Origin of the sequence: Pokkaliibacter sp. MBI-7, from assembly GCF_029846635.1 — a bacterium.
Classification (GTDB): Bacteria; Pseudomonadota; Gammaproteobacteria; order Pseudomonadales; family Balneatricaceae; genus Pokkaliibacter.
Window position 1 is genome coordinate 661,333 of sequence record NZ_JARVTG010000001.1, and the last position, 20,925, is coordinate 682,257.

At 54.7% G+C, this 20,925-nt stretch carries 20 protein-coding genes; 13 read left to right on the top strand and 7 right to left on the bottom strand.

Translation table 11 applies throughout. The features are described 5' to 3' along the window. Positions 1 to 6 precede the first annotated feature (6 nt). The 10 genes from rsxB to QCD60_RS03010 all read left to right on the top strand — a co-directional run bounded on the left by rsxB (position 7) and on the right by QCD60_RS03010 (position 11,363). On the top strand, positions 7 to 591 hold the full coding sequence (gene rsxB / locus QCD60_RS02965; RefSeq protein WP_279782281.1) for an electron transport complex subunit RsxB: 585 nt from the start codon (positions 7 to 9) through the stop codon (positions 589 to 591). An 8-nt stretch (positions 592 to 599) separates the two neighbouring features. Beyond that, the gene (rsxC, locus tag QCD60_RS02970) at positions 600 to 3,422 is read left to right on the top strand and encodes an electron transport complex subunit RsxC (protein WP_279782283.1); all 2,823 of its coding nucleotides are present in this window, start codon (positions 600 to 602) and stop codon (positions 3,420 to 3,422) included. A 5-nt stretch (positions 3,423 to 3,427) separates the two neighbouring features. After that, entirely contained in the window at positions 3,428 to 4,462 is a 1,035-nt protein-coding gene (gene rsxD, locus QCD60_RS02975; protein ID WP_279782285.1) for an electron transport complex subunit RsxD, read from the top strand. A gap of 7 nt (positions 4,463 to 4,469) precedes the next feature. Then, positions 4,470 to 5,096 (top strand): electron transport complex subunit RsxG, encoded by a 627-nt coding sequence (gene rsxG, locus QCD60_RS02980; RefSeq protein WP_279782287.1) that lies wholly within the window; start codon positions 4,470 to 4,472, stop codon positions 5,094 to 5,096. Then, positions 5,096 to 5,812, top strand: a complete 717-nt coding sequence (locus QCD60_RS02985; RefSeq protein WP_279782289.1) for an electron transport complex subunit E — start codon at positions 5,096 to 5,098, stop codon at positions 5,810 to 5,812. The genes rsxG and QCD60_RS02985 overlap by 1 nt, the downstream gene beginning before the upstream one ends. Before the next feature lie 141 nt (positions 5,813 to 5,953). Then, a complete protein-coding gene (nth, locus tag QCD60_RS02990) occupies positions 5,954 to 6,589 on the top strand; it encodes an endonuclease III (RefSeq protein WP_279782291.1) in 636 nt (211 codons plus the stop codon). Between the two features lie 97 nt (positions 6,590 to 6,686). After that, entirely contained in the window at positions 6,687 to 9,119 is a 2,433-nt protein-coding gene (locus QCD60_RS02995; protein ID WP_279782294.1) for a YdbH domain-containing protein, read from the top strand. A gap of 86 nt (positions 9,120 to 9,205) precedes the next feature. Continuing rightward, a complete protein-coding gene (locus QCD60_RS03000; protein WP_104154978.1) occupies positions 9,206 to 9,400 on the top strand; it encodes a YnbE family lipoprotein in 195 nt (64 codons plus the stop codon). Positions 9,401 to 9,409: 9 nt separating this feature from the next. Then, the gene (locus tag QCD60_RS03005; protein ID WP_279782296.1) at positions 9,410 to 9,745 is read left to right on the top strand and encodes a YdbL family protein; all 336 of its coding nucleotides are present in this window, start codon (positions 9,410 to 9,412) and stop codon (positions 9,743 to 9,745) included. A 415-nt stretch (positions 9,746 to 10,160) separates the two neighbouring features. Continuing rightward, positions 10,161 to 11,363 carry an MFS transporter gene (locus tag QCD60_RS03010; protein ID WP_279782298.1) on the top strand — a complete coding sequence of 401 codons (1,203 nt, stop codon included), beginning with the start codon at positions 10,161 to 10,163 and terminating at the stop codon, positions 11,361 to 11,363. Positions 11,364 to 11,411: 48 nt separating this feature from the next. On the opposite strand, the gene QCD60_RS03015 is transcribed toward QCD60_RS03010, so the two are convergent. The 3 genes from QCD60_RS03015 to QCD60_RS03025 all read right to left on the bottom strand — a co-directional run bounded on the left by QCD60_RS03015 (position 11,412) and on the right by QCD60_RS03025 (position 14,335). Continuing rightward, complete coding sequence (locus QCD60_RS03015) at positions 11,412 to 12,743, bottom strand: IS4 family transposase (protein WP_279781589.1); 1,332 nt, start codon at positions 12,741 to 12,743, stop codon at positions 11,412 to 11,414. A 133-nt stretch (positions 12,744 to 12,876) separates the two neighbouring features. Beyond that, the gene (gloA, locus tag QCD60_RS03020; protein ID WP_279782300.1) at positions 12,877 to 13,284 is read right to left on the bottom strand and encodes a lactoylglutathione lyase; all 408 of its coding nucleotides are present in this window, start codon (positions 13,282 to 13,284) and stop codon (positions 12,877 to 12,879) included. A 172-nt stretch (positions 13,285 to 13,456) separates the two neighbouring features. Then, the gene (locus QCD60_RS03025; protein WP_279782302.1) at positions 13,457 to 14,335 is read right to left on the bottom strand and encodes an OmpA family protein; all 879 of its coding nucleotides are present in this window, start codon (positions 14,333 to 14,335) and stop codon (positions 13,457 to 13,459) included. A gap of 308 nt (positions 14,336 to 14,643) precedes the next feature. Here QCD60_RS03025 and rnt point away from each other — a divergent pair, with 308 nt between their 5' ends. Further along, positions 14,644 to 15,252 carry a ribonuclease T gene (gene rnt, locus QCD60_RS03030; RefSeq protein ID WP_110189965.1) on the top strand — a complete coding sequence of 203 codons (609 nt, stop codon included), beginning with the start codon at positions 14,644 to 14,646 and terminating at the stop codon, positions 15,250 to 15,252. Positions 15,253 to 15,324: 72 nt separating this feature from the next. Here rnt and QCD60_RS03035 read toward each other — a convergent pair whose 3' ends face one another. From QCD60_RS03035 to grxD, 3 genes are all read right to left on the bottom strand, one after another. Then, positions 15,325 to 16,656 carry an IS4 family transposase gene (locus QCD60_RS03035; RefSeq protein WP_279782306.1) on the bottom strand — a complete coding sequence of 444 codons (1,332 nt, stop codon included), beginning with the start codon at positions 16,654 to 16,656 and terminating at the stop codon, positions 15,325 to 15,327. 129 nt (positions 16,657 to 16,785) lie between these two features. Continuing rightward, complete coding sequence (locus QCD60_RS03040; protein ID WP_104154984.1) at positions 16,786 to 17,388, bottom strand: peroxiredoxin C; 603 nt, start codon at positions 17,386 to 17,388, stop codon at positions 16,786 to 16,788. 144 nt (positions 17,389 to 17,532) lie between these two features. Continuing rightward, complete coding sequence (gene grxD / locus QCD60_RS03045) at positions 17,533 to 17,850, bottom strand: Grx4 family monothiol glutaredoxin (protein WP_104154985.1); 318 nt, start codon at positions 17,848 to 17,850, stop codon at positions 17,533 to 17,535. A 591-nt stretch (positions 17,851 to 18,441) separates the two neighbouring features. Here grxD and argF point away from each other — a divergent pair. Continuing rightward, positions 18,442 to 19,344 (top strand): ornithine carbamoyltransferase, encoded by a 903-nt coding sequence (gene argF / locus QCD60_RS03050; RefSeq protein WP_279782310.1) that lies wholly within the window; start codon positions 18,442 to 18,444, stop codon positions 19,342 to 19,344. 212 nt (positions 19,345 to 19,556) lie between these two features. Further along, entirely contained in the window at positions 19,557 to 20,483 is a 927-nt protein-coding gene (locus QCD60_RS03055) for a LysR family transcriptional regulator (RefSeq protein WP_279782313.1), read from the top strand. A 57-nt stretch (positions 20,484 to 20,540) separates the two neighbouring features. Here QCD60_RS03055 and QCD60_RS03060 read toward each other — a convergent pair whose 3' ends face one another. Further along, on the bottom strand, positions 20,541 to 20,915 hold the full coding sequence (locus tag QCD60_RS03060; RefSeq protein WP_146074307.1) for a hypothetical protein: 375 nt from the start codon (positions 20,913 to 20,915) through the stop codon (positions 20,541 to 20,543). Positions 20,916 to 20,925: the final 10 nt, after the last annotated feature.

Genomic DNA, 20,925 nt, shown 5'->3' on the forward strand with positions numbered 1-20,925 from the left:
CACGCCATGAGTCTGATTGTTTATGCCATTATTGCTCTGCTGGGGCTGGCGCTGGTGTTTGGCGCGGTGCTTGGCTACGCCGCTATTCGATTCAAGGTGGAAGGCAACCCCATCGTCGAGCAGATCGACTCCCTCTTGCCACAAACCCAGTGTGGTCAGTGTGGCTATCCCGGCTGCCGTCCTTACGCTGAGGCGATTGCTGGCGGTGATGCCATCAACAAATGCCCACCGGGTGGCCAGTCCACCATCGACTCACTGGCTGATCTGCTGGGTGTAGAGGCGGTACCACTAGACTCCGAGCACGGTGTGGAGAAGCCTCGCTCCATTGCCTACATCCGTGAAGATGAATGTATAGGCTGTACCAAATGCATACAGGCCTGTCCGGTCGATGCCATTCTCGGTGCAGCCAAACAGATGCACACAGTCATCAGCAGTGAATGCACCGGTTGTGATCTGTGTGTCGAACCCTGCCCTGTTGACTGTATAGATATGATCCCCATCGAGACCACTGTGGAAAACTGGTCATGGCCGGCGCCACCAGCCCCCGAACAACTGATCATCACTGATCGTGGAAGGGGACAGGCGGCATGAACGCGCCCATGGGACTGAACAGCACTGCACCAGCACAGCAGGTGACCACCGCATTACGTATCTGGGATTTCAACGGTGGCGTACATCCTCCCGAGAACAAGACCCAGTCGACCACTCTGCCGATTGCGCAGCCTCCGTTACCCTCGCGCCTGATCCTGCCATTGAAGCAGCATGCCGGAGCGGCGGCTGAACCCATCGTGCAGGTCGGCGACAAAGTGCTCAAAGGTCAGATGCTTGCCGAGCCCTTCGGCCGCGTCAGTGCCGCAGTACACGCTCCCACCTCGGGCACTATTGTGGCTATTGCGCCTTTTGCCGTACCCCACCCCTCTGGCATGCAGGACCTGTGCATCCATCTGCAACCTGACGGTCAGGACACCTGGGGTGAGCGCCAGCGGCTGGATGATTACCGCCATGAGTCGCGGGAAACCGTACTGAGCTACCTGCGCAATGCCGGTGTAGCAGGCCTTGGCGGAGCGGGCTTCCCGACCGATGTGAAGCTCAACACCCCCGACCACCACCCCATCGACACCCTGATTCTGAATGGTGCCGAATGTGAGCCGTACATCACTGCTGACGACATGCTGATGCGTGAGCGCGCTGACGAAGTGATTCGTGGCGGCGAGATACTGGCCTGGCTACTGGGCAACCCGAAAATTGTTATCGGTATTGAAGACAACAAGCCTGAAGCCATTGCCGCCATGCGCGAAGCGGCCAGTCGTTGCCTGGTGCCGGTTGAGATCGGTGTGGTCCCTACCAAATACCCTTCCGGTGGTGCCAAGCAGCTGACATACCTGCTGACCGGCAAGGAAGTCCCGAGCTCCGGCCGCTCGTCCGAGATTGGCGTGGTCTGCTGTAACGTCGGTACCGCCGCTGCCGCCTTTCGCGCAGTTTATCTTGGCGAACCACTGATCAGTCGGGTGACCACCCTGACCGGTCAGGCGCTGCAGCAAGCTCGCAATGTCGACGCGCTGATCGGCACCCCAGTTGATGAACTGCTGGCCTTCGCTGGACTGCAGCCTCAGCAGCTGGGCAAACTGGTGATGGGCGGCCCGATGATGGGCTTCCCCCTCAATGACCTGAGCATCCCGGTTACCAAGCTGACTAACTGCCTGATCGCCTCCACCCCGGCAGAGTTTCCAGCTGCGCCACCCGCTCAGGCGTGCATTCGCTGTGGTCTTTGTGAACAGGCCTGCCCGGCCGATCTGCTACCGCAGCAACTGTATTGGTTTGCCAAGGCTAAAGAATACGAAAAGGCGCAGCAGTTCAATCTGTTTGACTGTATTGAATGCGGTGCCTGTGCGTATGTCTGCCCAAGCTTTATTCCGCTGGTACAGTACTATCGCCATGCCAAGGATGACATCCGCAAGGAAAGTCAGGAGCAGCAAAAAGCGGAACATGCCCGTCTGCGCTTTGAAGCACGTCAGGCTCGACTGCAACGCGAGCTGGATGAGAAAGAAGCCAAACGCAAGGCCCGTGCCGAAGAGGCCGCCAAAGCTCAGTCAGCCCGCCAGCAACCTGCAGCGGTGACCGCACCAGCAGCGCCGCCAGCCGCGGTAGAAAGTGACATCAAAGCACTGAAGACAGCCGCCGCTATCGCGCGCACCAAGGTGAAGAAGGCGGAAAAAGCACTGGCTGCTGCACAGCAGGCAGGCGAGCATACCGCTGAGCTGGAGCAGGAACTGAACCAGCTGACCGCCGCCAGCCAGGCTGCGGAACAGGCACTGGCTCAGGCCGAGCAGAGTGCTACGGCAGCAGCACCGGTTCAGGCTACTGCTGACATCAAGCAACTGAAGATTGATGCTGCCATTACCCGCACCAAAGCGAAGAAAGCCGAGAAAGCACTGGCTGCCGCCCGGGAAAGTGGTGAGGGCGATGTGGCTCAGCTGGAAGCCGAATGCAATCAGCTGAATGCCATTGCGCAACAGGCCGAGCGCGCCTTGCAGCAGGCTGAGCAGGCACCGGTCGCAGCCGCCCCGGTACAGCCCGCGGCAGACATCAAACAGCTGAAAATTGATGCCGCCATTACCCGTACCAAAGCGAAAAAAGCCGAGAAAGCACTGGCTGCCGCCCGGGAAAGTGGGGAAGGTGATATGGCTCAGCTGGAAGCCGACTTCAATCAGCTGAATGCCATTGCGCAACAGGCAGAGCAAGCCTTGCGGCAGGCAGAACAGGCACCGGTCGCAGCCGCCCCGGTACAGCCCGCGGCAGACATCAAACAGCTGAAAATTGATGCCGCCATTACCCGTACCAAAGCGAAAAAAGCCGAGAAAGCACTGGCTGCCGCCCGGGAAAGTGGTGAAGGTGATATGGCTCAGCTGGAAGCCGACTTCAATCAGCTGAACCATGTCGCACAACAGGCAGAAAAGGCATTACAACAGGCGGAGTCGGGAGCAACAGCGACTGAAGCTGCCACTGTTGCGGTCAAGGATCTCAAGACCCTGAAAACGGAAGCGGCTGTTGCCCGTACCAAGCTGAAGAAGGCTGAGCAGGCATTAAAGAATGCCGAAGAAAAAGGCCTGGATGGCTGCGAGCCACTGCGCGATACCGTCAGGCAGTTGCAGCAGAAAGCCGACGAAGCCCAGCAGGCTCTGGAACAGGCGGAAAGCGGCAGTACGACGGCCGACGTGCCTGTGCCTGCTGCACCTGCCGCCGATATCAAACAGCTGAAGATCAATGCCGCAATGGCCAATGCTGCGCTGAAAAAAGCCGAGCGGGCCTTGAGTCAGGCTGAAGCAGAAGGGGGCGACATCAGCACCCTGCAGGCGGCCGTTGAACAGGCCAAAGTACAGGCAGAACAGGCCAGTCAGGCACTGACTGCTGCACAGGGTTGAGAGACATGATTCACGCAAGCTCACCATTTACCCATAAGCCGATCAGCACGTCACAGGTCATGCAGACAGTGCTGCTGGCGACCCTGCCCGGTCTGGCCACTCTGACCTGGTTCTTTGGCTGGGGAAGCCTGATCCAGCTGGTGATCGCCTCCGTCACCGCTCTGATGTGCGAAGCCGCCATCATGAAGCTGCGTAAACGGCCTGTAAGTTTCTATCTGAAAGATGCCAGCGCGCTGGTGACAGCCTGGCTACTGGCACTGTCCCTACCCGGCTATGCGCCCTGGTGGCTGACCGTACTGGGGACCGCCTTTGCCATTATCTTTGCCAAGCAACTCTATGGCGGCATGGGCTACAACCCTTTCAACCCCGCTATGATCGGGTACGCCCTGCTGCTGATTGCCCTGCCTGTTCCCATGACGCAATGGGCTGCCTCAGCCAACCTGACCACCCCACCGAGCTTTGCCGAAGGCCTGCATCTGATCTTTCAGGGCAGCCTTGCGTTACCCGACGCCATCACTTCCGCCACGCCACTGGATGTCATCCGCCACAAAGGCAGTCTGACCAATGAAGAGGTATGGCAACACAACGCTGATCTGAACAGCGCCTGGCCCACCTGGATCTGGCTCAGTCTGTCGTGGGTACTGGGTGGCCTGTACATGCTGTATCGCCGCGTGATCACCTGGCATATCCCGGTCAGTCTGCTGGCTGCCCTGCTGATCATTTCCGGCCTGTTCTACGCAGGTGACACCAGCAATTTCAGCAGTCCGATATTCCATCTGATGGCCGGCGCCACCATGTTCGGGGCATTCTTTATTGCCACCGACCCGGTGACCGCCGCGACCAGCAACAAGGGTAAGCTGATCTATGGCGCAGGCATCGGTATTCTGCTTTATGTTATCCGCACCTGGGGTAACTACCCCGATGCCATGGCCTTTGGTGTGCTGCTGATGAACCTGGCGGCCCCTTTCCTCGACTACTACACCCAACCGCGCACCTACGGCCACAAGAAAGCCAGACGCGGCCTGCCGAAAAAAGGGTAAGTGCCAGATGCTGATTGATTCCATTAGACGTAACAGTATCGGCCTGGGTATTTTCGCGGTCATTACCGCTGGGACAATTGCCCTGACCCAGACCCTGACGGCACCGCGCATTGAAGCGAACAAACTGTCAGCGGCAACCAAGGCGCTGGATGAAATGGTCCCTGCGGCCAAACATGACAGCCCCTTCTTCAAGCATGTCATTACCCTGCCGGCCGGCACTCTGGGTAATGAGCACGCCGCTGAAGTGCTGCAGTCTGTGCTGCAAGGGCAGGTCAATGCCGTATTTCTGCCGGTGGTGACGCACAAAGGCTACAGTGGTGACATTCGCATCATCGTCGGCGTGTGGTCCAACGGTGATCTGGCCGGCGTCCGCGTAGTAGAGCACAAGGAAACCCCGGGGCTGGGAGACAAAATCGAAACCCGCAAATCCAGCTGGATCGAAAACTTTACGGGTAAATCGCTGGCCAATACCACGGGCGAACAGTGGCATGTCAAGAAAGACGGCGGCGAGTTTGATCAGTTTACCGGGGCAACCATTACCCCCCGAGCGGTTGTCGGTGCTATTCACGATGCATTGGAATATTTTCAGGCTAACAAGGGTCAGCTGCTGACCCTGGCAGGAGCCACAAAATAATGAGTGATTTCAAGGAAATTACCCTGCAGGGGTTGTGGAAGAACAACCCTGCGCTGGTGCAGCTGCTGGGCCTGTGCCCCTTGCTGGCAGTATCGGCATCAGTCGTCAATGCCCTCGGTCTGGGCCTCGCCACCATGGCGGTGCTGACCAGCTCCAATCTGGTGGTGTCGCTGATTAGGAATCAGGTAACGGACGCCATCCGTCTGCCCGCCTTCGTGATGATCATCGCCTCCCTTACGACCTGCGTAGAGCTGCTGATGCAGGGGTTCACCTATGAGCTGTATGAGATTCTCGGCATTTTCATTCCGCTGATCGTGACCAACTGTGTCATTCTTGGCCGCGCAGATGCCTTTGCCAGCAAGAATGGTGTACTGGCATCCGCCTGGGATGGCTTCACCATGAGCCTGGGCTTTACGCTGGTGCTGGTGCTTCTCGGTGGTATTCGTGAGCTGATTGGTCAGGGTACCCTGTTCAATCAGATGGAGCTGCTGTTTGGTCCCATGGCCGCACACTGGAAGATCGTGGTGTTCCATAACTACCCAGGCTTCTTGTTCGCGGTGCTGCCACCCGGCGCCTTTGTCGCTTTAGGCCTGCTGATTTCTCTGAAAAACATTATCGACCGGCATCTGAAAGAGCGGGCAGCACAAGCCCATAGTCATACAGACACCGCCAGCACCGGTAGCAAACGTGTGCGCGTCACCGGCCATGTCGAGTGATCCGGGCTTTGACATTCAGGATGGCAATCGCCACCCTGAATGTCTGTTTGGCGATTAAACCTTGTAGGGCTGACCGTACAGGGACACAGGGTTGATCGTGAACGTTTTTTCATCGCTTCCGACCACCGTGATTAATGGCCAATGAATAAAATTAAACGTCTGGAAATTTTTACCCGCCTGCGCGACGACAACCCCCACCCCACCACAGAACTGAACTACAGCACGCCCTTTGAGCTGCTGATTGCCGTACTACTGTCAGCCCAGGCCACTGATGTCAGCGTCAACAAGGCCACTGCCCGGCTGTTTCCTGTCGCCAATACTCCTCAGGCCATGCTGGATCTTGGGGTTGATGGCATCAGGGAATACATCAAGACCATCGGCCTGTTTAACAGCAAGGCCGAGAATGTCATCAAAACCTGCCGTATTTTGCTGGAGAATTATCAGGGGGAAGTCCCTCCTGTACGCGAGGCACTTGAATCACTGCCGGGAGTGGGCCGCAAAACAGCCAATGTGGTGCTGAACACCGCCTTTGGCCAGCCAACTATCGCGGTAGATACCCATATTTTCCGCGTCTCCAACCGCACAGGCATTGCCCCCGGCAAAGATGTGGTGGAGGTCGAAGACAAGCTGATGCGTCATGTACCACGGGAATTCCGCCTGGATGCCCATCACTGGCTGATCCTGCATGGTCGCTATGTCTGCGTGGCCCGAAAACCACGCTGTGGCGCCTGTATCATTGCCGATCTGTGTGAGTTCAAAGAGAAAACTGAAATATAAAGACCTTTCGCCGATTCTTGCGCTATAAGACATTTATGCTTTTTGGGCGAATAGGCATAATCGGTGCGTCCATAAAGGTTTCATCAGGGAGGGTTACATGCAGCGAATCGGGTACGTCCTACTGGGGCTTGTCTTTGTCGTCCTGGCTCTCTACCTGACGCTGCCGACCACCCTGCCGCCAGTGCTCGATCTGCTGGTACAACGCGCTTTGCCTGGCTGGCAGGTCACAGGGGTGAAGGTCGGCCATCCCGATCTGCGCCATTGGTATCTGGACTATCTGGTGCTGGAGAATGGGGAAGCCAGCCTGTCCCTGAATCAGGTGGGTATCCAGTATGCTCCTCCCACTCTGGCTCAGGGCTATGTCGAGAATCTGCACATTGGAGAGGCCAAACTCAGCCTCAAACCTCAGCAACAGGCCAGCACAACGGTAATACCGCCGCTCCCCCCGCGTGACTGGCTACGCCGCATTCCCTCCAACCATCTGAAAATTGACGCATTAGAGATCGATGCACAAGGCTGGGCCTTGCAGGGTCAGTTGGGTCTGGACCTGGATGGCGGCACTCTGGATGGCCAGCTGAAGCTGGATGCCATCAATGACCCTTTCGATGTACAGGCCAGGCTGACCGGTGCCGCCAGTCTGGATATGACCCTCAGCCAGCCTCGTGAGGAGGCCAGCACAGAGGCTAATCGCAATCAGCTGCAACTCAGCCTGCGCTGGCTGGAAGGCAATGACAGCTATCCTCTGCGGATAAACACCCGGGTGCGCGGGCACTGGCAGTTACCTCAGTGGAGCCAGCAGCCGATTGACGGAGAAATCGTAGCAGACGTTGATGCCAACAATGAGGGCATGGAGGTGCGCTTTGCTCAGCCCTCCGCCGTTGAATGGCCACTGGATACCCGTGAACTGGACCTGTCGCTGCCCCCACTCACCTATCTCAATGCCAGTGTCGGCGAAGGCTCAACTCTAACCTGGGACTTCGCCCATCCGCGTCCACGGCTCAATGGCGACATCAGCCTGACAGCCAACTTTCCCGACAACAGCGGCCAGCAGCTGGTGGCGTCGCTGGAGCAAATTGATGACCAGCAACTGGGCGGTACAATTCTGCTGTCCCTGCCACACTGGTTCCAGGGCAATATGTTCCTCGACTCTGTGCATGCCGCACTGCCCTGGAGTCTGGTCGATACCGATCAGGGCTTGCAGCTGCAACTGGACAGCAATGGTCAGATCAACCTGGGCCGTGCTCAACTGGATAACCTGCAACTGGCCCCCAGTCAGTTGAACTGGCCGGCTCCGATCAGCTTTAACTGGAACAGTCTGAGCCACGACATCACTCTGGTACCTGCCAGTCTGCAGTGGCGCAGTCAGGGGCTGCAACTGCCTGCAGCTCAGTTAAAAGCGTCCGCCTTTGACTGGACTCTCCAACTGGAGCGGTTCTTGCTGCAACCAGAACACCCGGTCGCGTTTAACGTTTCCCTGCCACAACAGACACTGCCGCTGACGATCAGGCAGCAACCAGTATCAGCCATGGTCTCAGCTCAGGCCCTGCAGGTCGCCAACCACGGCAACTACAACGTCACGGTGAACGCCTTGCAGTCATCGCTGTCACTGGCAGGCGATATCAGCGACACCGCCCATACCGGCACTGCCCAGCTTAATCTGGCACTGGCTCCTCTGCGTCCGTATCTTAACCAGCCCGAACTCCGCCAGCTGTCTGGCCAGTTGAGCTGGAGCGGACAGTACAATCTTACTGGCGGCCTGACCTTTAACGGCCGTGGCGAGCTGGATAGCGACGGAGAGTGGGATGGTTACCCGGCCTGGAGCGACTTCAAGGTTAACTACCGGCTACAAGGATCACCCGATACAGGCACCCTGTCGCTGACCAGCTCCTTGCCTCGCTATGAACTGTTAGGCATCAAGAACTTCCGTGGACAGGCCGACATTCGATATAACCAGAACCGTTATCAGGTTGCTCTCAATCAGCTTGGCAGCGATATTCTTGACGGCAATATTCGCGTCAATCCCACCAGCTTCAGCTACCCGGGCCCTGTTGACGGACGGCTACTGCTGAGTGATATGTCGCTGGCGGCAATCATGGCCACCCACCCTTCCTCGCCGCTGCAGGGGCAAGGGCGCATCAGTGGCACGCTCCCCTTCCACTATGATCAGCAGGGTCTGCGTATTGAACAGGGTTATCTGTCTGCCACTGGCTCTGGCGGTAAGCTCAGCTATACCGGCAATCTGGGTCTGGAGGCTATGAGCCAGACCTATCCACAGCTGGCCTCCGTTTCCGCTCTGCTGGGAGACTTTCACTTCAACTCTCTCGATGCCAATGTCGATTATGCGGCCGATGGCAAATTGCTGCTGCAGACTCACCTAGAGGGCAGTAACCCTGCTTTTGAGCAAGGGCGGGCAGTTAACTTCAATATCAGTGTGGAGGAAAACCTGCTGCAGCTCTTGCGCTCCCTACAGGTTACCGGCAAGCTCAATACCGTTCTGGGAGAACGAATTCAGCAACAGCTGTCACGCTGAGTCGATCCACTGATTGGTGCAAGCATCTCGTCACGATGTCGGACATGGCGGCATGCTTCCTTAACGGCACAATAAAGTGAGAAAACATGAAAACAATGCCAACACTCACGGCCCTGTTGGGTGCCCTGATCGTTGTCGCAGGCTGCACCCCCAGCGTCAAGGTTGAAGCCCCTGACAAACCCATCACTATCAACTTAAACGTCAAGATTGAGCATGAAGTGCTAGTCAAACTGGACCGTCAGATTGACACCCTGCTCGACAAGAATAGTGATCTGTTCTGAGGTAGCCCTATGATCAGTAATAGCAAACGTTTCTGGCTTATCCCTTTTCTCAGCCTGTTTCTTTCACTCCCGGCCTTTGCCATCAGTCTTGATGCCGCTAAAAGTCAGGGGCTGGTAGGTGAAGGTAATCGCGGCTATCTGGTAGCCATCGTCAAAGGCAACGGTGATGTCGATGCACTGGTAAATGACATCAACAGTAAACGCAAAGCAGTGTATCTCGACAACGCCAAGAAAGCAGGCGTGAGCCTGGACGTTATGGAAGTCCGTATCGGCCAGCGCCTGAACGAGAAGGCCGCTCCGGGTGAATATATCCAGAACAGCAGTGGCCAGTGGCAGAAGAAGTAACACCTGTGGTGATGCTCCGCCGACGGGCATCACCTTTTCAACCGCTTCAGATACAAATTTTCATTAAAAATAACCGCACAGAAGTGCTTCCATACTTACCTTGCAGCAGTCCCTCGACTAAAATACAGCCAGCCTAAAACGTCTGTTCCAACTCCCTAAGATACGGAATATTTGCACTTCTGCATGACGATCAGGCCTGCGCCTCCGTTCATACCTATAACAATCCCCCTGAACACTCCTCCACAACCAAATAGCTCGACGTTCTGATGACGTCCGGCTGCTCATGATGTGGTTGAGTCCAGCTCGCGCAGCAGATGTGTGCTACCACGGATATCCACCGTAGGTTGCGCTTGATTGATGTTAACTGCCGTCTTTGCAGACGCAGTAATCTGTGAACTTCAGGAGCATATTGGTCATGAACCCTTTAGTGGTGACCATCATTATCTATACCGGTTACTTTTTACTTGGTTGTGTAGCTCTGGCATGGGGCGTGGTACTGCCTGAGCTGGCAACCGAGCTGCACATGAGTGATGTGATATCCGGTAGTTTCTTCACCATCTTTTCCTTCGGCATGGTGGCCGGCGCCTTCCTTGGAGGAAAGTACATCCAGCGCTTCCCCTTTATGCGCCTGTTTGCCGTGCTAGCCTGGATGGTCTGTGGCTTCCTGATGATTCTGTCATGGGTTAGCAGCTGGCAACTGCTGCTGATCCTGAGTTTTATTATCGGCACCCTGAACTCGATCATGTTCACCATTGGCCACACGTTGACAGCCAGCCTGCACGCCAGGCGTCGCTCAACCATGATGGGGCTGGGAGACTTTGCTTACAGTCTCGGCACGATGGCAGTTCCCTTTCTAGTAACAGGTCTGTACCTGCTGGATCTGGACTGGCGCTGGCCGATTCGTGTCTTAGGTGTTGGTCTTGCACTGATGGGTATCTGGGCCTGGTTTAATCACTCCAGCGAGCTGGATAGCTACGGCGGCTCCTCCAGCAAACAGCATGGCAAGACACTGAGCTACGGCCCGGTCTTGTCGCAGCCGGTCTTTCTGCTGATGGCACTGGCGATGTTCAGTTATGGCGCGGTGGAATGGGGAAATGGCAACTGGTTCGTAAGCTATGCCCAGAACGGTGTCGGCATGGATGGTGAGGCTGCACGCTACAGCTTTGCGTTCTTTACGGGTGGCATGGTCCTGAGCCGGCTGGGCTTTATCTTTCTGCTGCGTATCGTCAACCTGTACGTGCTGATGATTGGCATGGCCATTCTGGCCGGGGTAGGTGGAGCGATGCTGAAACTGGCTGACTCAACCGAGTTGATGCAGTATGGCAACTTCATGCTGGGCCTTGGTTTAGGCGGGCTCTTTCCCCTTATTCTGTCCAACGCCATGGGACTGGATCAGGACAGCGGGCCCATTTTATCTGGGATTGCGGTTATCTCCGTGTCAATCGGTGCGCAGGCTTTCTCCTTCATTACGGGTTTCCTGGCAGAACACCTCGGGTTGAAGCAAGCCTACTGGATGATTCCCATAGGTTCAGTCTGGCTGACACTCATGGTACTGGGCTTTTCCTATCACCTGCGCCTGCGCAGCCAGCAATTGCAGAGTACACCCGCTGCAGCTTAATGCAGTGATGCCTAAAATGAAAAAAGCGAGGCCAATGCCTAATGCCAGTCAGTTAAGCTGACTGGCATTTTTATTTCTGGTCGGATACTTGGACGGCTTGGGCTTGACCACCCGCGGGTAACTGCGCTCCTCACGTCGATGAGGCAGGACGTAGTGCATGGCCGAAGCCTGTAGTTCAGCCAGGTAGCGAGGGATGTTGCCTGGATGATTCAAAGAGACCCCGTTCAAGAAGCCCAGGATCGCCCAGGTGCAGGCGGTGAAACTCATTTCGCAGGGGGAGATGCCAGGGCAGTGGCGACTCATTTCCAGCATTTGATAACGCAGCAGATTGTACCCCAGCAGTACGCCCCACAGCTCTTGTTCAATCATCTCCGGCGTTTTACTGCGCAGTGTGTAGTGACCCGCGAGCATGCCTTGCTTCATTTCTCGATAGCCCAATTCGATTTCCCAACGCTGGCTGTACAGATCCACGATGTCATCTGGCGGAAAGCGCAGAGGATCGATCATCGAAGTCAGTACTTGCCGGACTTTGCCCTTGATGGTCTTGCTTAATAACCTGGCCTGTAGCGTGTCGGGCAGCTCGGGCCATTGCTTACGCGCCTGCGGCGAGGTCTTCAGCGAGACGATGGCATCCTGGCGCCCCAGCTTGTATAGCACCTCATATTGAGCATCCTTGCGCAGCGGCAGTAGCCAATGGCGCTGAGTGCCTGTTTGTTGCCAGCGATGAAGAAGCCCCAGCGAATAGAAGCCACGGTCGAACAAGGTCAGCGAGTGATCGGGTGTGCTGTCGATCAGTTGTTCGGCCAGCTTCATCTCGTTGCTGTGATAACCGGCAAAAGCACTGCTCACCAGCATGTGACTGGTCAGTTCCATCTGGCAGACCATGCGCACTTGGGGATAGCCGGTATCGCCATGCTGATTACTGGCGCTGCCATAGTGCTTGCGGTTGTCGTCCGTATCCGCTGTGCGCCAGACCACGCCATCGACACTGAGCAGGCGCAAACCCGCCCAGGTGGGGTGATTGGCGCTGGCATGCCAGCGTTGTTGCGTCAGGGAAAAGACTTCTCGCACCGCCGCACTGCCCAGGCGCTGCCGACCTTGCACGATGGCACTGGGTGCCACCAGTGGCCTCTGCCCAGGCAGCATGATGTCCATACGACTCGCAGCATCCCAGGCCGACATCCGGCGAAACAACGCCATGGCGATCACGCACCAGATCATGGACTCAAGAGGGAGGCGTCGCTTACGTATGGTCGCCACTCCCGCCGTTTCCAGTGCGGTGCTGACCAGGTCTGGATCAAGCAGCGCCCCCAGTTCATCAAGGGCGTGAGTAGTAGAAGCGGCTTCGTGAGTCAGTGCCAAGGCGCGGGACAGTCGCATAAAAAATCCGATGCTCAAAACAAGCATCGGATTTTCGTTTCAGGGCGCAAAAGGTCAAGCTGTTGGGCTTAACTGACTGGCATTAGGCCAATGCCTCGCTTTCTGAATCTGATATGCAGTTAACTACTACAGACTACCCTTCCAGACCTTTCCCCGCGCCTTTCTTCTCAATCAGCTCAATCTTGTAGCCATCAGGATCTTCAACAAAGGCAATCACTGTTGAACCACCTTTAACCGGACCAGGCTCTCGTGTCACTTTACCGCCCTGGGCTTTGATCGCATCGCACATGGTATAGATGTTATCTGCCTCAATGGCGATATGACCATAAGCAGTGCCCAGATCATAGCTATCTACACCCCAGTTGTAGGTCAACTCAATAACGGCCGTTTCAGTCTCTTCACCATAGCCCATGAAGGCCAGAGTATATTTGTACTCGGCATTTTCGGATTGACGCAGCAGGCGCATACCCAGCACGCTGGAATAAAAATCGATTGAACGCTGCAGGTCACCCACTCGCAGCATGGTATGCAGAATACGCATTCAACTTTCCTCATTGAGCCTTAGTACAGCCGTACCTTTGCAGGCCGCTACTTTCACGAAGACTGTAAGGTAAGGATCAGAGTAGGGTTTTCCAAGTCCAAAGCAGGTGCTTGCTCCAAACACGACCCACACCACTTCACCCAAGTAGAGAAAGACTCGCCCGCTACTCGCGCTATTGCTGGCTGGCGTCAGTAGGATTTTCTTCAGGGAAGTCACCGTTGTCTTCAGCCTCCTTGTCCAGTCGGATAGTGACACGACGGTTGCGGGCACGATGCTCAGCAGTCTTGTTATCTACTACCGGATAACGCTCACCGTGGAAGCGGGTAACGATCATATTGTTCGGGACACCCTTTTTCTCCAGAAAATCGGTCACAGCCTGTGCCCGACGCTTGGACAAATCGCGGTTCTGCAGACGACGTCCCTGACTATCCGTGTGACCATCGATGTAGATAGAAACAACGGACTTATCCACTTTGACATAACGGGAAATCAGCTCCAGTCTTTCTTTCGCCTCATCAGACAGATCCGTGCCAGCTGAGTTGAACAGCACTGCGGTTCTGGCAATCTGTCGGAAGTTGACGGGAAGAAGGCCAGCAACACAGGTCTGATAATCGTCATAAGCTTTCTGAAAATTGACTGACGATACCTGCACTTTCAGGCTGCTCGGGCTACCTAACCATTTGGGAGAGTTAAAGGTAGGAAATTTGCCCTGATAAAGGGCCGCCAGCATGACCTCTGCATCTTTCGAGGCCACCATCACCCGGTCTTCTCCCAGATCGAGATTGACTCTGGCAATAGGCAAGTTGGCATCACCGGGACGCCAGGAGGGAGACTCCGCCAAAAGCTCAGCATTGCCACGCAACATGTCGCGCTGCCGCGCCTCCAGATAAAACAGTACGGGCTCGCCTGCCTCGTGCTCAAATATTGCCTTGCCGAAGGCAGGAATATCCTGGCTGAGCTTGCAGGTGAATGGCGATGCTTCAATATTCCATTTGGTATTTTCCATACCTGCAGCAAAGGTAACAGCATAGGTGCTGGGCACCCATGTCATCAGCAGTCCACACATCAGAATGCGGCAATATTGCATCACTTGCTGTTACTCACCATTCAGGGGTTATGGAACAATGCCTGCGCAGCTGGAACGACTGACGAAGCATGTGTTTTACAACTACCCCCATTTATCGGCGTCAATTCGAATCTCTTGAGATCGACAACGCCACTCTCTGTTCAACACCATCTGGCCAGTTTAATGCAGCGCCTTGCTGGCAATTTGTTTGCGCTCAATGGAGTTGTTAGAATGCCTGCGCGCGCGATGGATTAATTGACAAAGGTAATATTGTGTCCACACCTGATGCATTGATGGCCAACCGCTTTCGCGGTTATCTTCCGGTCGTAATCGACGTTGAAACCGCAGGTTTCAATCACCAGACAGATGCTCTGCTGGAAGTAGCTGCAGTGGTCATAGGTATGGATGAACAAGGCTGGCTCTACCCGATGGAAGCCATCGACTGTCATGTCAGCCCCTTTGAAGGTGCAAACCTGGAAAACAGCGCACTGGAATTTACGGGCATCGATCCCTGGAGTGAGGAGCGCAAGGCCATCGCTGTTAGCGAGCTTGAAGCACTGGACACCATTTTCAGACCCGTGCGTAAGTCTATCAAAGCCTATGGGTGTAAACGCGCCATATTAGTGGGCCATAACGCCTCATTTGACCTGAACTTCCTGAATGCAGCAGTAGCTCGCTGTGACCACAAGCGTAATCCATTCCATCCCTTTTCCAGCTTCGATACTGCTACCCTCGCAGGTTTGGCTTATGGTCAGACCGTACTGGCAAAAGCCTGTGAAGCTGCATCTATCGAGTTTGATGGCCGCTCAGCCCACTCAGCGCGATACGATGCTGAAAAAACGGCCCATCTGTTCTGCGGAATCGTCAATCAGTGGCGCACTTTGGGCGGTTGGAACCTGTAACACCCATCTCGCTGGCACACACTACATTCGCTCTTCTCTATAAAACAAAACCCGGCTCAAGGCTAATGCCAGTCAGTTAAGCTGACTGGCATTTTTATTTCTGGTCGGATACTTGGACGGCTTGGGCTTGACCACCCGCGGGTAACTGCGCTCCTCACGTCGATGAGGCAGGACGTAGTGCATGGCCGAAGCCTGTAGTTCAGCCAGGTAGCGAGGGATGTTGCCTGGATGATTCAAAGAGACCCCGTTCAAGAAGCCCAGGATCGCCCAGGTGCAGGCGGTGAAACTCATTTCGCAGGGGGAGATGCCAGGGCAGTGGCGACTCATTTCCAGCATTTGATAACGCAGCAGATTGTACCCCAGCAGTACGCCCCACAGCTCTTGTTCAATCATCTCCGGCGTTTTACTGCGCAGTGTGTAGTGACCCGCGAGCATGCCTTGCTTCATTTCTCGATAGCCCAATTCGATTTCCCAACGCTGGCTGTACAGATCCACGATGTCATCTGGCGGAAAGCGCAGAGGATCGATCATCGAAGTCAGTACTTGCCGGACTTTGCCCTTGATGGTCTTGCTTAATAACCTGGCCTGTAGCGTGTCGGGCAGCTCGGGCCATTGCTTACGCGCCTGCGGCGAGGTCTTCAGCGAGACGATGGCATCCTGGCGCCCCAGCTTGTATAGCACCTCATATTGAGCATCCTTGCGCAGCGGCAGTAGCCAATGGCGCTGAGTGCCTGTTTGTTGCCAGCGATGAAGAAGCCCCAGCGAATAGAAGCCACGGTCGAACAAGGTCAGTGAGTGGTCGGGTGTACTGTCGATCAGTTGTTCGGCCAGTTTCATCTCGTTGCTGTGGTAACCGGCAAAAGCGCTACTCACCAGCATGTGGCTGGTCAGTTCCATCTGGCAGACCATACGAACTTGGGGATAGCCGGTATCGCCATGCTGATTACTGGCGCTGCCATAGTGCTTGCGGTTGTCGTCCGTATCCGCTGTGCGCCAGACCACGCCATCGACACTGAGCAGGCGCAAACCCGCCCAGGTGGGGTGATTGGCGCTGGCATGCCAGCGTTGTTGAGTCAGGGAAAAGACTTCTCGCACCGCAGCACTGCCCAAGCGTTGCCGACCTTGCACGATGGCACTGGGTGCTACCAATGGCCTCTGTCCAGGCAGCATGATGCCCATACGGCTAGCGGCATCCCAGGCTGACATCCGGCGAAACAACGCCATGGCGATCACGCACCAGATCATGGCTTCAAGGGGGAGACGTCGCTTACGTAAGGTCGCCACTCCCGCCGTTTCCAGTGCGGTGCTGACCAGGTCTGGATCAAGCAGCGCCCCCAGTTCATCAAGGGCGTGAGTAGTAGAAGCGGCTTCGTGAGTCAGTGCCAAGGCGCGGGACAGTCGCATAAAAAATCCGATGCTCAAAACAAGCATCGGATTTTCGTTTCAGGGCGCAAAAGGTCAAGCTGTTGGGCTTAACTGACTGGCATTAGGCTCAAGGCCGGGTTTTGTTTTAATGCAAACCAGACAGAGCCATTACAGCTTGTCTGCATTACCTGCCAGATAGCTGGCGACGCCATCGGGGCTAGCCTGCATGCCGGCATCACCTTTCTTCCAGTTAGCAGGGCATACTTCGCCGTGCTCTTCGTGGAATTGCAGCGCATCAACAAGACGCAGCAGCTCTTCCATGTTACGACCCAGCGGCAGGTCATTGACGATTTGTGAACGAACAACACCGTTCTGATCGATCAGGAAAGCACCACGGTACGCAACGCCTTCATCAGCTTCAACGTCGTAAGCGCGGCAAATCTCATGCTTGGTATCAGCAACCAGGGTGTATTTGACTGGACCGATACCACCATCGTTTACAGCAGTGTTACGCCAGGCATTGTGCGTGAACTGAGAATCGATCGATACACCAATGACTTCCACGTTACGCTGTTGGAAAGCCTCTACACGATGGTCAAGAGCAATCAGCTCTGAAGGGCATACAAAGGTAAAGTCCAGGGGATAGAAGAACACCAGACCATATTTGCCTTTGATGGCTTCTTTCAAGTTGAAGCTGTCAACGATCTGACCATCACCAAGTACAGCAGCAGCAGTAAAATCAGGGGCTTGCTTACCAACGAGTACGCTCATGGGTCAATATTCTCCGTGTTTTAATGACAAAACATCCCAGCGATGGGACGTTTCCAAAGTATCAACGCTTCGCGCTGCAATTGTATTACGGCACAGCCGAGCAACCTCAAAGCTGAGATCGCTCCGTCATTGCATCAATCCGGATCAGGCTTTAACCGCTGCATCCAACAACGGTTGTAGTTCACCACTTTGAGCCATTTCAGTGACAATGTCACAGCCGCCAACCAGTTCACCGTTCACCCACAGCTGAGGGAAGGTTGGCCAGTTTGCAAATTTGGGCAGCTCTGAACGGATATCGGGATGCTCAAGGATATTGACGTAGGCAAACTTGTGCCCACAGGCCATGACCGCTTCAACAGTACGAGAAGAGAAGCCACACTGCGGGAACTGGGGAGTGCCCTTCATGTAAAGCAGGATTGAATTTTCACTGATTTGCTTTTTGATTGATTCAACAATATCCATGGTCACAGACTCGGTAGGCTGGTTTGGACCGCAGTATAACAAGACCAAACTTGGCAGTCAGTCATCGCATACCGCTCTCGCTGTGCAAGATATCAGGGCAAAGCGGCCGCTTTACAAGAGTAACAGAGAAGAATTCCCAGTAGCGATGTATCACACCGCAAGCACCGTATGCAGCCCAAGAAGCGCGCTGTTGGCTTGCAATATACAGCCTCATCCAAGAGCTCAACTCACCGACATATAACCAGCCGACTGGCAGTCAGTTTCATTCACTTAGCTTTGATATACATGCAGTTTCGAATATTTAGGGGTATTGATTAATCCCTCACGGCATGAGAATAATACTGCTCGGCTTCTGTATCTGCCTTTTACCTCTGGAAAATGAAGCCGTTCAAAAAAGCAGTAGACGCACTACTGAATTACATTCGCCTGATTTCAAGATCACTGCTGGCTACCTGCGCACCAAACCAACGGGCTATCAGATTTCCAGCAAACAGCGAATCAACCAAACCTGGGCATGAAGAGACTGTCCCCAAACGGGCATGACGGTTGGGATTTTTATTTCTGACAGCACTCGGACTGTGAAGAGAGACCATGAATACTCGGCATTTTTTAACCCTTACAGACTTTAACTCAGCGGAACTGCGCCAATTGATTGCGCGTGCCTTGGAACTGAAAGCCATGCACCGACGCCGAGAAGTCTACGAGCCGTTGAAAAATCGAGTGTTAGGGATGATTTTCGAAAAATCCTCCACCCGGACTCGAGTGTCTTTTGAGGCTGGCATGATTCAATTTGGTGGCGGTGCCATTTTCCTTTCGCCACGAGATACTCAGTTAGGTCGCGGCGAGCCCATTGAAGACACCGCACGCGTTCTGTCTGGCATGGTGGATGCGGTCATGATCCGCACCTTTGATCACGCCATGGTAGAACGCTTTGCAGCGTATTCGAGCGTGCCTGTTATCAATGGCCTGACAGACGATTACCATCCCTGTCAGCTCTTGGCAGACATGCAGACCTACTTTGAGTTGCGTGGCGATATCAAAGATAAAGTCGCGGTGTGGATTGGGGATGGCAATAATATGTGCAACTCCTATATCAATGCTGCCAACCTGTTCGACTTTAAACTGCATATTGCCTGCCCGCAGGGATACGCACCTGACGCCGCCATGCTTGAAAAAGCGGGTGACCGAGTGAAACTTTTCACCTCTGCTGAAGAGGCAGTAAAAGGCGCCCATCTCATTACGACTGATGTCTGGGCTTCCATGGGTCAGGAAGAAGAAGCCAAGCAGCGCAAACTGGATTTTGCCGCCTATCAGGTTACACCTGCATTGATGGATATTGCCAACCCTGACGCCATCTTTTTGCATTGCCTGCCGGCCCACCGTGGAGAGGAGATCAGCGAGGACATGTTGGACGATCCTCGCTCAGCCGTGTTTATTCAGGCAGAAAATCGACTGCATGCACAAAAGGCTCTGCTGGAGTTTCTGCTCACCTGATCCCACCTAACATGGCGATGTTCCTTATTGCCACTTGCTGAAGCAGTTACCCTTACCAGTCCCGGTAACCGCTTCAGCTACACTTCCATTCATAATGTTCTGCAAAGAAGCACGACAAGTTAGGCCTGTAACGGGCATTTCTGCTGCTTTGGCTTTGACAGATCTATAAATCTCATTCATAACTGCCTTAGGTTAGCTTTAGATTGTCAGGCATGATTGAACTGCGTCACTTACGTACCCTGGTTGCCTTAAGAGAAACCGGAAGTTTGGTTGAGGCAGCAGAACGTGTACATCTCACCCAGTCGGCTCTGTCACATCAGATCAAAGATCTGGAGGACAGACTCAACTGCTCTTTGTTTATTCGCAAGACCAAACCACTGATCTTCACCAGCGCCGGACAGCGTCTGCTGGTACTAGCTGACGACATTTTACCTATGGCCAGAAACGCAGAGCGTGATATCGCCCGTCTGGCAGGGGGTGAAACCGGCCGTCTGCATATTGCTATAGAATGCCATAGCTGCTTTCAGTGGCTGATGCCGACGATCAATCAGTATCGTGATAATTGGCCTGAAGTAGAAATGGACCTGATGAGTGGCTTCAGCTTTACCCCGCTGCAGGCACTGGTTAGAGGCGAGCTGGATATGGTGATTACCTCCGATCCAGTCGTGACCCCCACACTGGCCTATATCCCCCTGTTTAGCTACGAGATGCTGCTGGCCATAGGAAAACGTCACTCACTGGCTCGCAAGAGTCATATCGAGCCAACAGATTTAGAGAGCGAAACGCTGATCTGTTACCCGATTGAGCGTGATCGGCTGGATGTCTTCACTCGCTTTCTTGACCCAGCAGATGTCGAGCCCGACGCCATTCGTAATGCCGAACTCACACTAATGATGATTCAATTGGTCGCCAGTGGCCGTGGCGTCTGCGCCTTGCCGAACTGGGCTCTTACTGAGTACCTGGAAAGAGATTATGTGGTTGCACGTCCGCTAGGAAACAAAGGGGTGTGGTCAACACTCTACGCAGCAGTGAGAGAAGAGCAGAAAGAGGCAGAATATATTCAGGACTTCATCCGCTCTGCACAGGACCTGTCCTTCAAGACTTTGCATGGGATTCGCCCGCCAGATAGCAGCAAGTAACCTCCTCTACTACCAGGCAGAGATAAATCTTTGCTTGTACTGCCAGCCAAGCACAGCTTAGCGAAGATAGTACTGGATCTGACTGGTTGATGTCGGCAGGTAGTAGAGCCTTATACCCGAGTGAGGGAACAGCCAGTAATAACTCCCCTCCCCTTGCAAGCCGGGCTCATAGCTCTGTGACTTCCCGTAACGCTGCTCAACGATGGCCAGCAACTCCTCCTTACTCAGGGAGCCTGGATTAAAGTTGAATATGACCTCCTGTACACGCTCATCTGCGTCAAAGATTACCCGACAATTAGCGGCCTTAGGGTAGATAGATGTAATCAGGTAAACATCAGAGCTACTGCGCCGGAACAGACGCTCTCCACCCGAGCCAACAATAGCTCGATAGAATTCATCACGATCCGTTGAGCCCAGATACAAACCAAACACCCTCGCCTCC

Bases quoted from the DNA above. Each gene is read 5' to 3' on its own strand.
- QCD60_RS03010 (WP_279782298.1), top strand. From the start codon at position 10,161: ATGAACCCTTTAGTGGTGACCATCATTATCTATACCGGTTACTTTTTA.
- rsxG (WP_279782287.1), top strand. From the start codon at position 4,470: ATGCTGATTGATTCCATTAGACGTAACAGTATCGGCCTGGGTATTTTC.
- rsxD (WP_279782285.1), top strand. From the start codon at position 3,428: ATGATTCACGCAAGCTCACCATTTACCCATAAGCCGATCAGCACGTCA.
- rnt (WP_110189965.1), top strand. From the start codon at position 14,644: ATGGCCAACCGCTTTCGCGGTTATCTTCCGGTCGTAATCGACGTTGAA.
- grxD (WP_104154985.1), bottom strand. From the start codon at position 17,850: ATGGATATTGTTGAATCAATCAAAAAGCAAATCAGTGAAAATTCAATC.
- argF (WP_279782310.1), top strand. From the start codon at position 18,442: ATGAATACTCGGCATTTTTTAACCCTTACAGACTTTAACTCAGCGGAA.
- QCD60_RS03000 (WP_104154978.1), top strand. From the start codon at position 9,206: ATGAAAACAATGCCAACACTCACGGCCCTGTTGGGTGCCCTGATCGTT.
- QCD60_RS03035 (WP_279782306.1), bottom strand. From the start codon at position 16,656: ATGCGACTGTCCCGCGCCTTGGCACTGACTCACGAAGCCGCTTCTACT.
- QCD60_RS02985 (WP_279782289.1), top strand. From the start codon at position 5,096: ATGAGTGATTTCAAGGAAATTACCCTGCAGGGGTTGTGGAAGAACAAC.
- QCD60_RS03005 (WP_279782296.1), top strand. From the start codon at position 9,410: ATGATCAGTAATAGCAAACGTTTCTGGCTTATCCCTTTTCTCAGCCTG.
- nth (WP_279782291.1), top strand. From the start codon at position 5,954: ATGAATAAAATTAAACGTCTGGAAATTTTTACCCGCCTGCGCGACGAC.
- gloA (WP_279782300.1), bottom strand. From the start codon at position 13,284: ATGCGTATTCTGCATACCATGCTGCGAGTGGGTGACCTGCAGCGTTCA.
- QCD60_RS03055 (WP_279782313.1), top strand. From the start codon at position 19,557: ATGATTGAACTGCGTCACTTACGTACCCTGGTTGCCTTAAGAGAAACC.
- QCD60_RS03040 (WP_104154984.1), bottom strand. From the start codon at position 17,388: ATGAGCGTACTCGTTGGTAAGCAAGCCCCTGATTTTACTGCTGCTGCT.
- QCD60_RS03015 (WP_279781589.1), bottom strand. From the start codon at position 12,743: ATGCGACTGTCCCGCGCCTTGGCACTGACTCACGAAGCCGCTTCTACT.
- QCD60_RS03025 (WP_279782302.1), bottom strand. From the start codon at position 14,335: ATGACATGGGTGCCCAGCACCTATGCTGTTACCTTTGCTGCAGGTATG.
- QCD60_RS02995 (WP_279782294.1), top strand. From the start codon at position 6,687: ATGCAGCGAATCGGGTACGTCCTACTGGGGCTTGTCTTTGTCGTCCTG.
- rsxB (WP_279782281.1), top strand. From the start codon at position 7: ATGAGTCTGATTGTTTATGCCATTATTGCTCTGCTGGGGCTGGCGCTG.
- rsxC (WP_279782283.1), top strand. From the start codon at position 600: ATGGGACTGAACAGCACTGCACCAGCACAGCAGGTGACCACCGCATTA.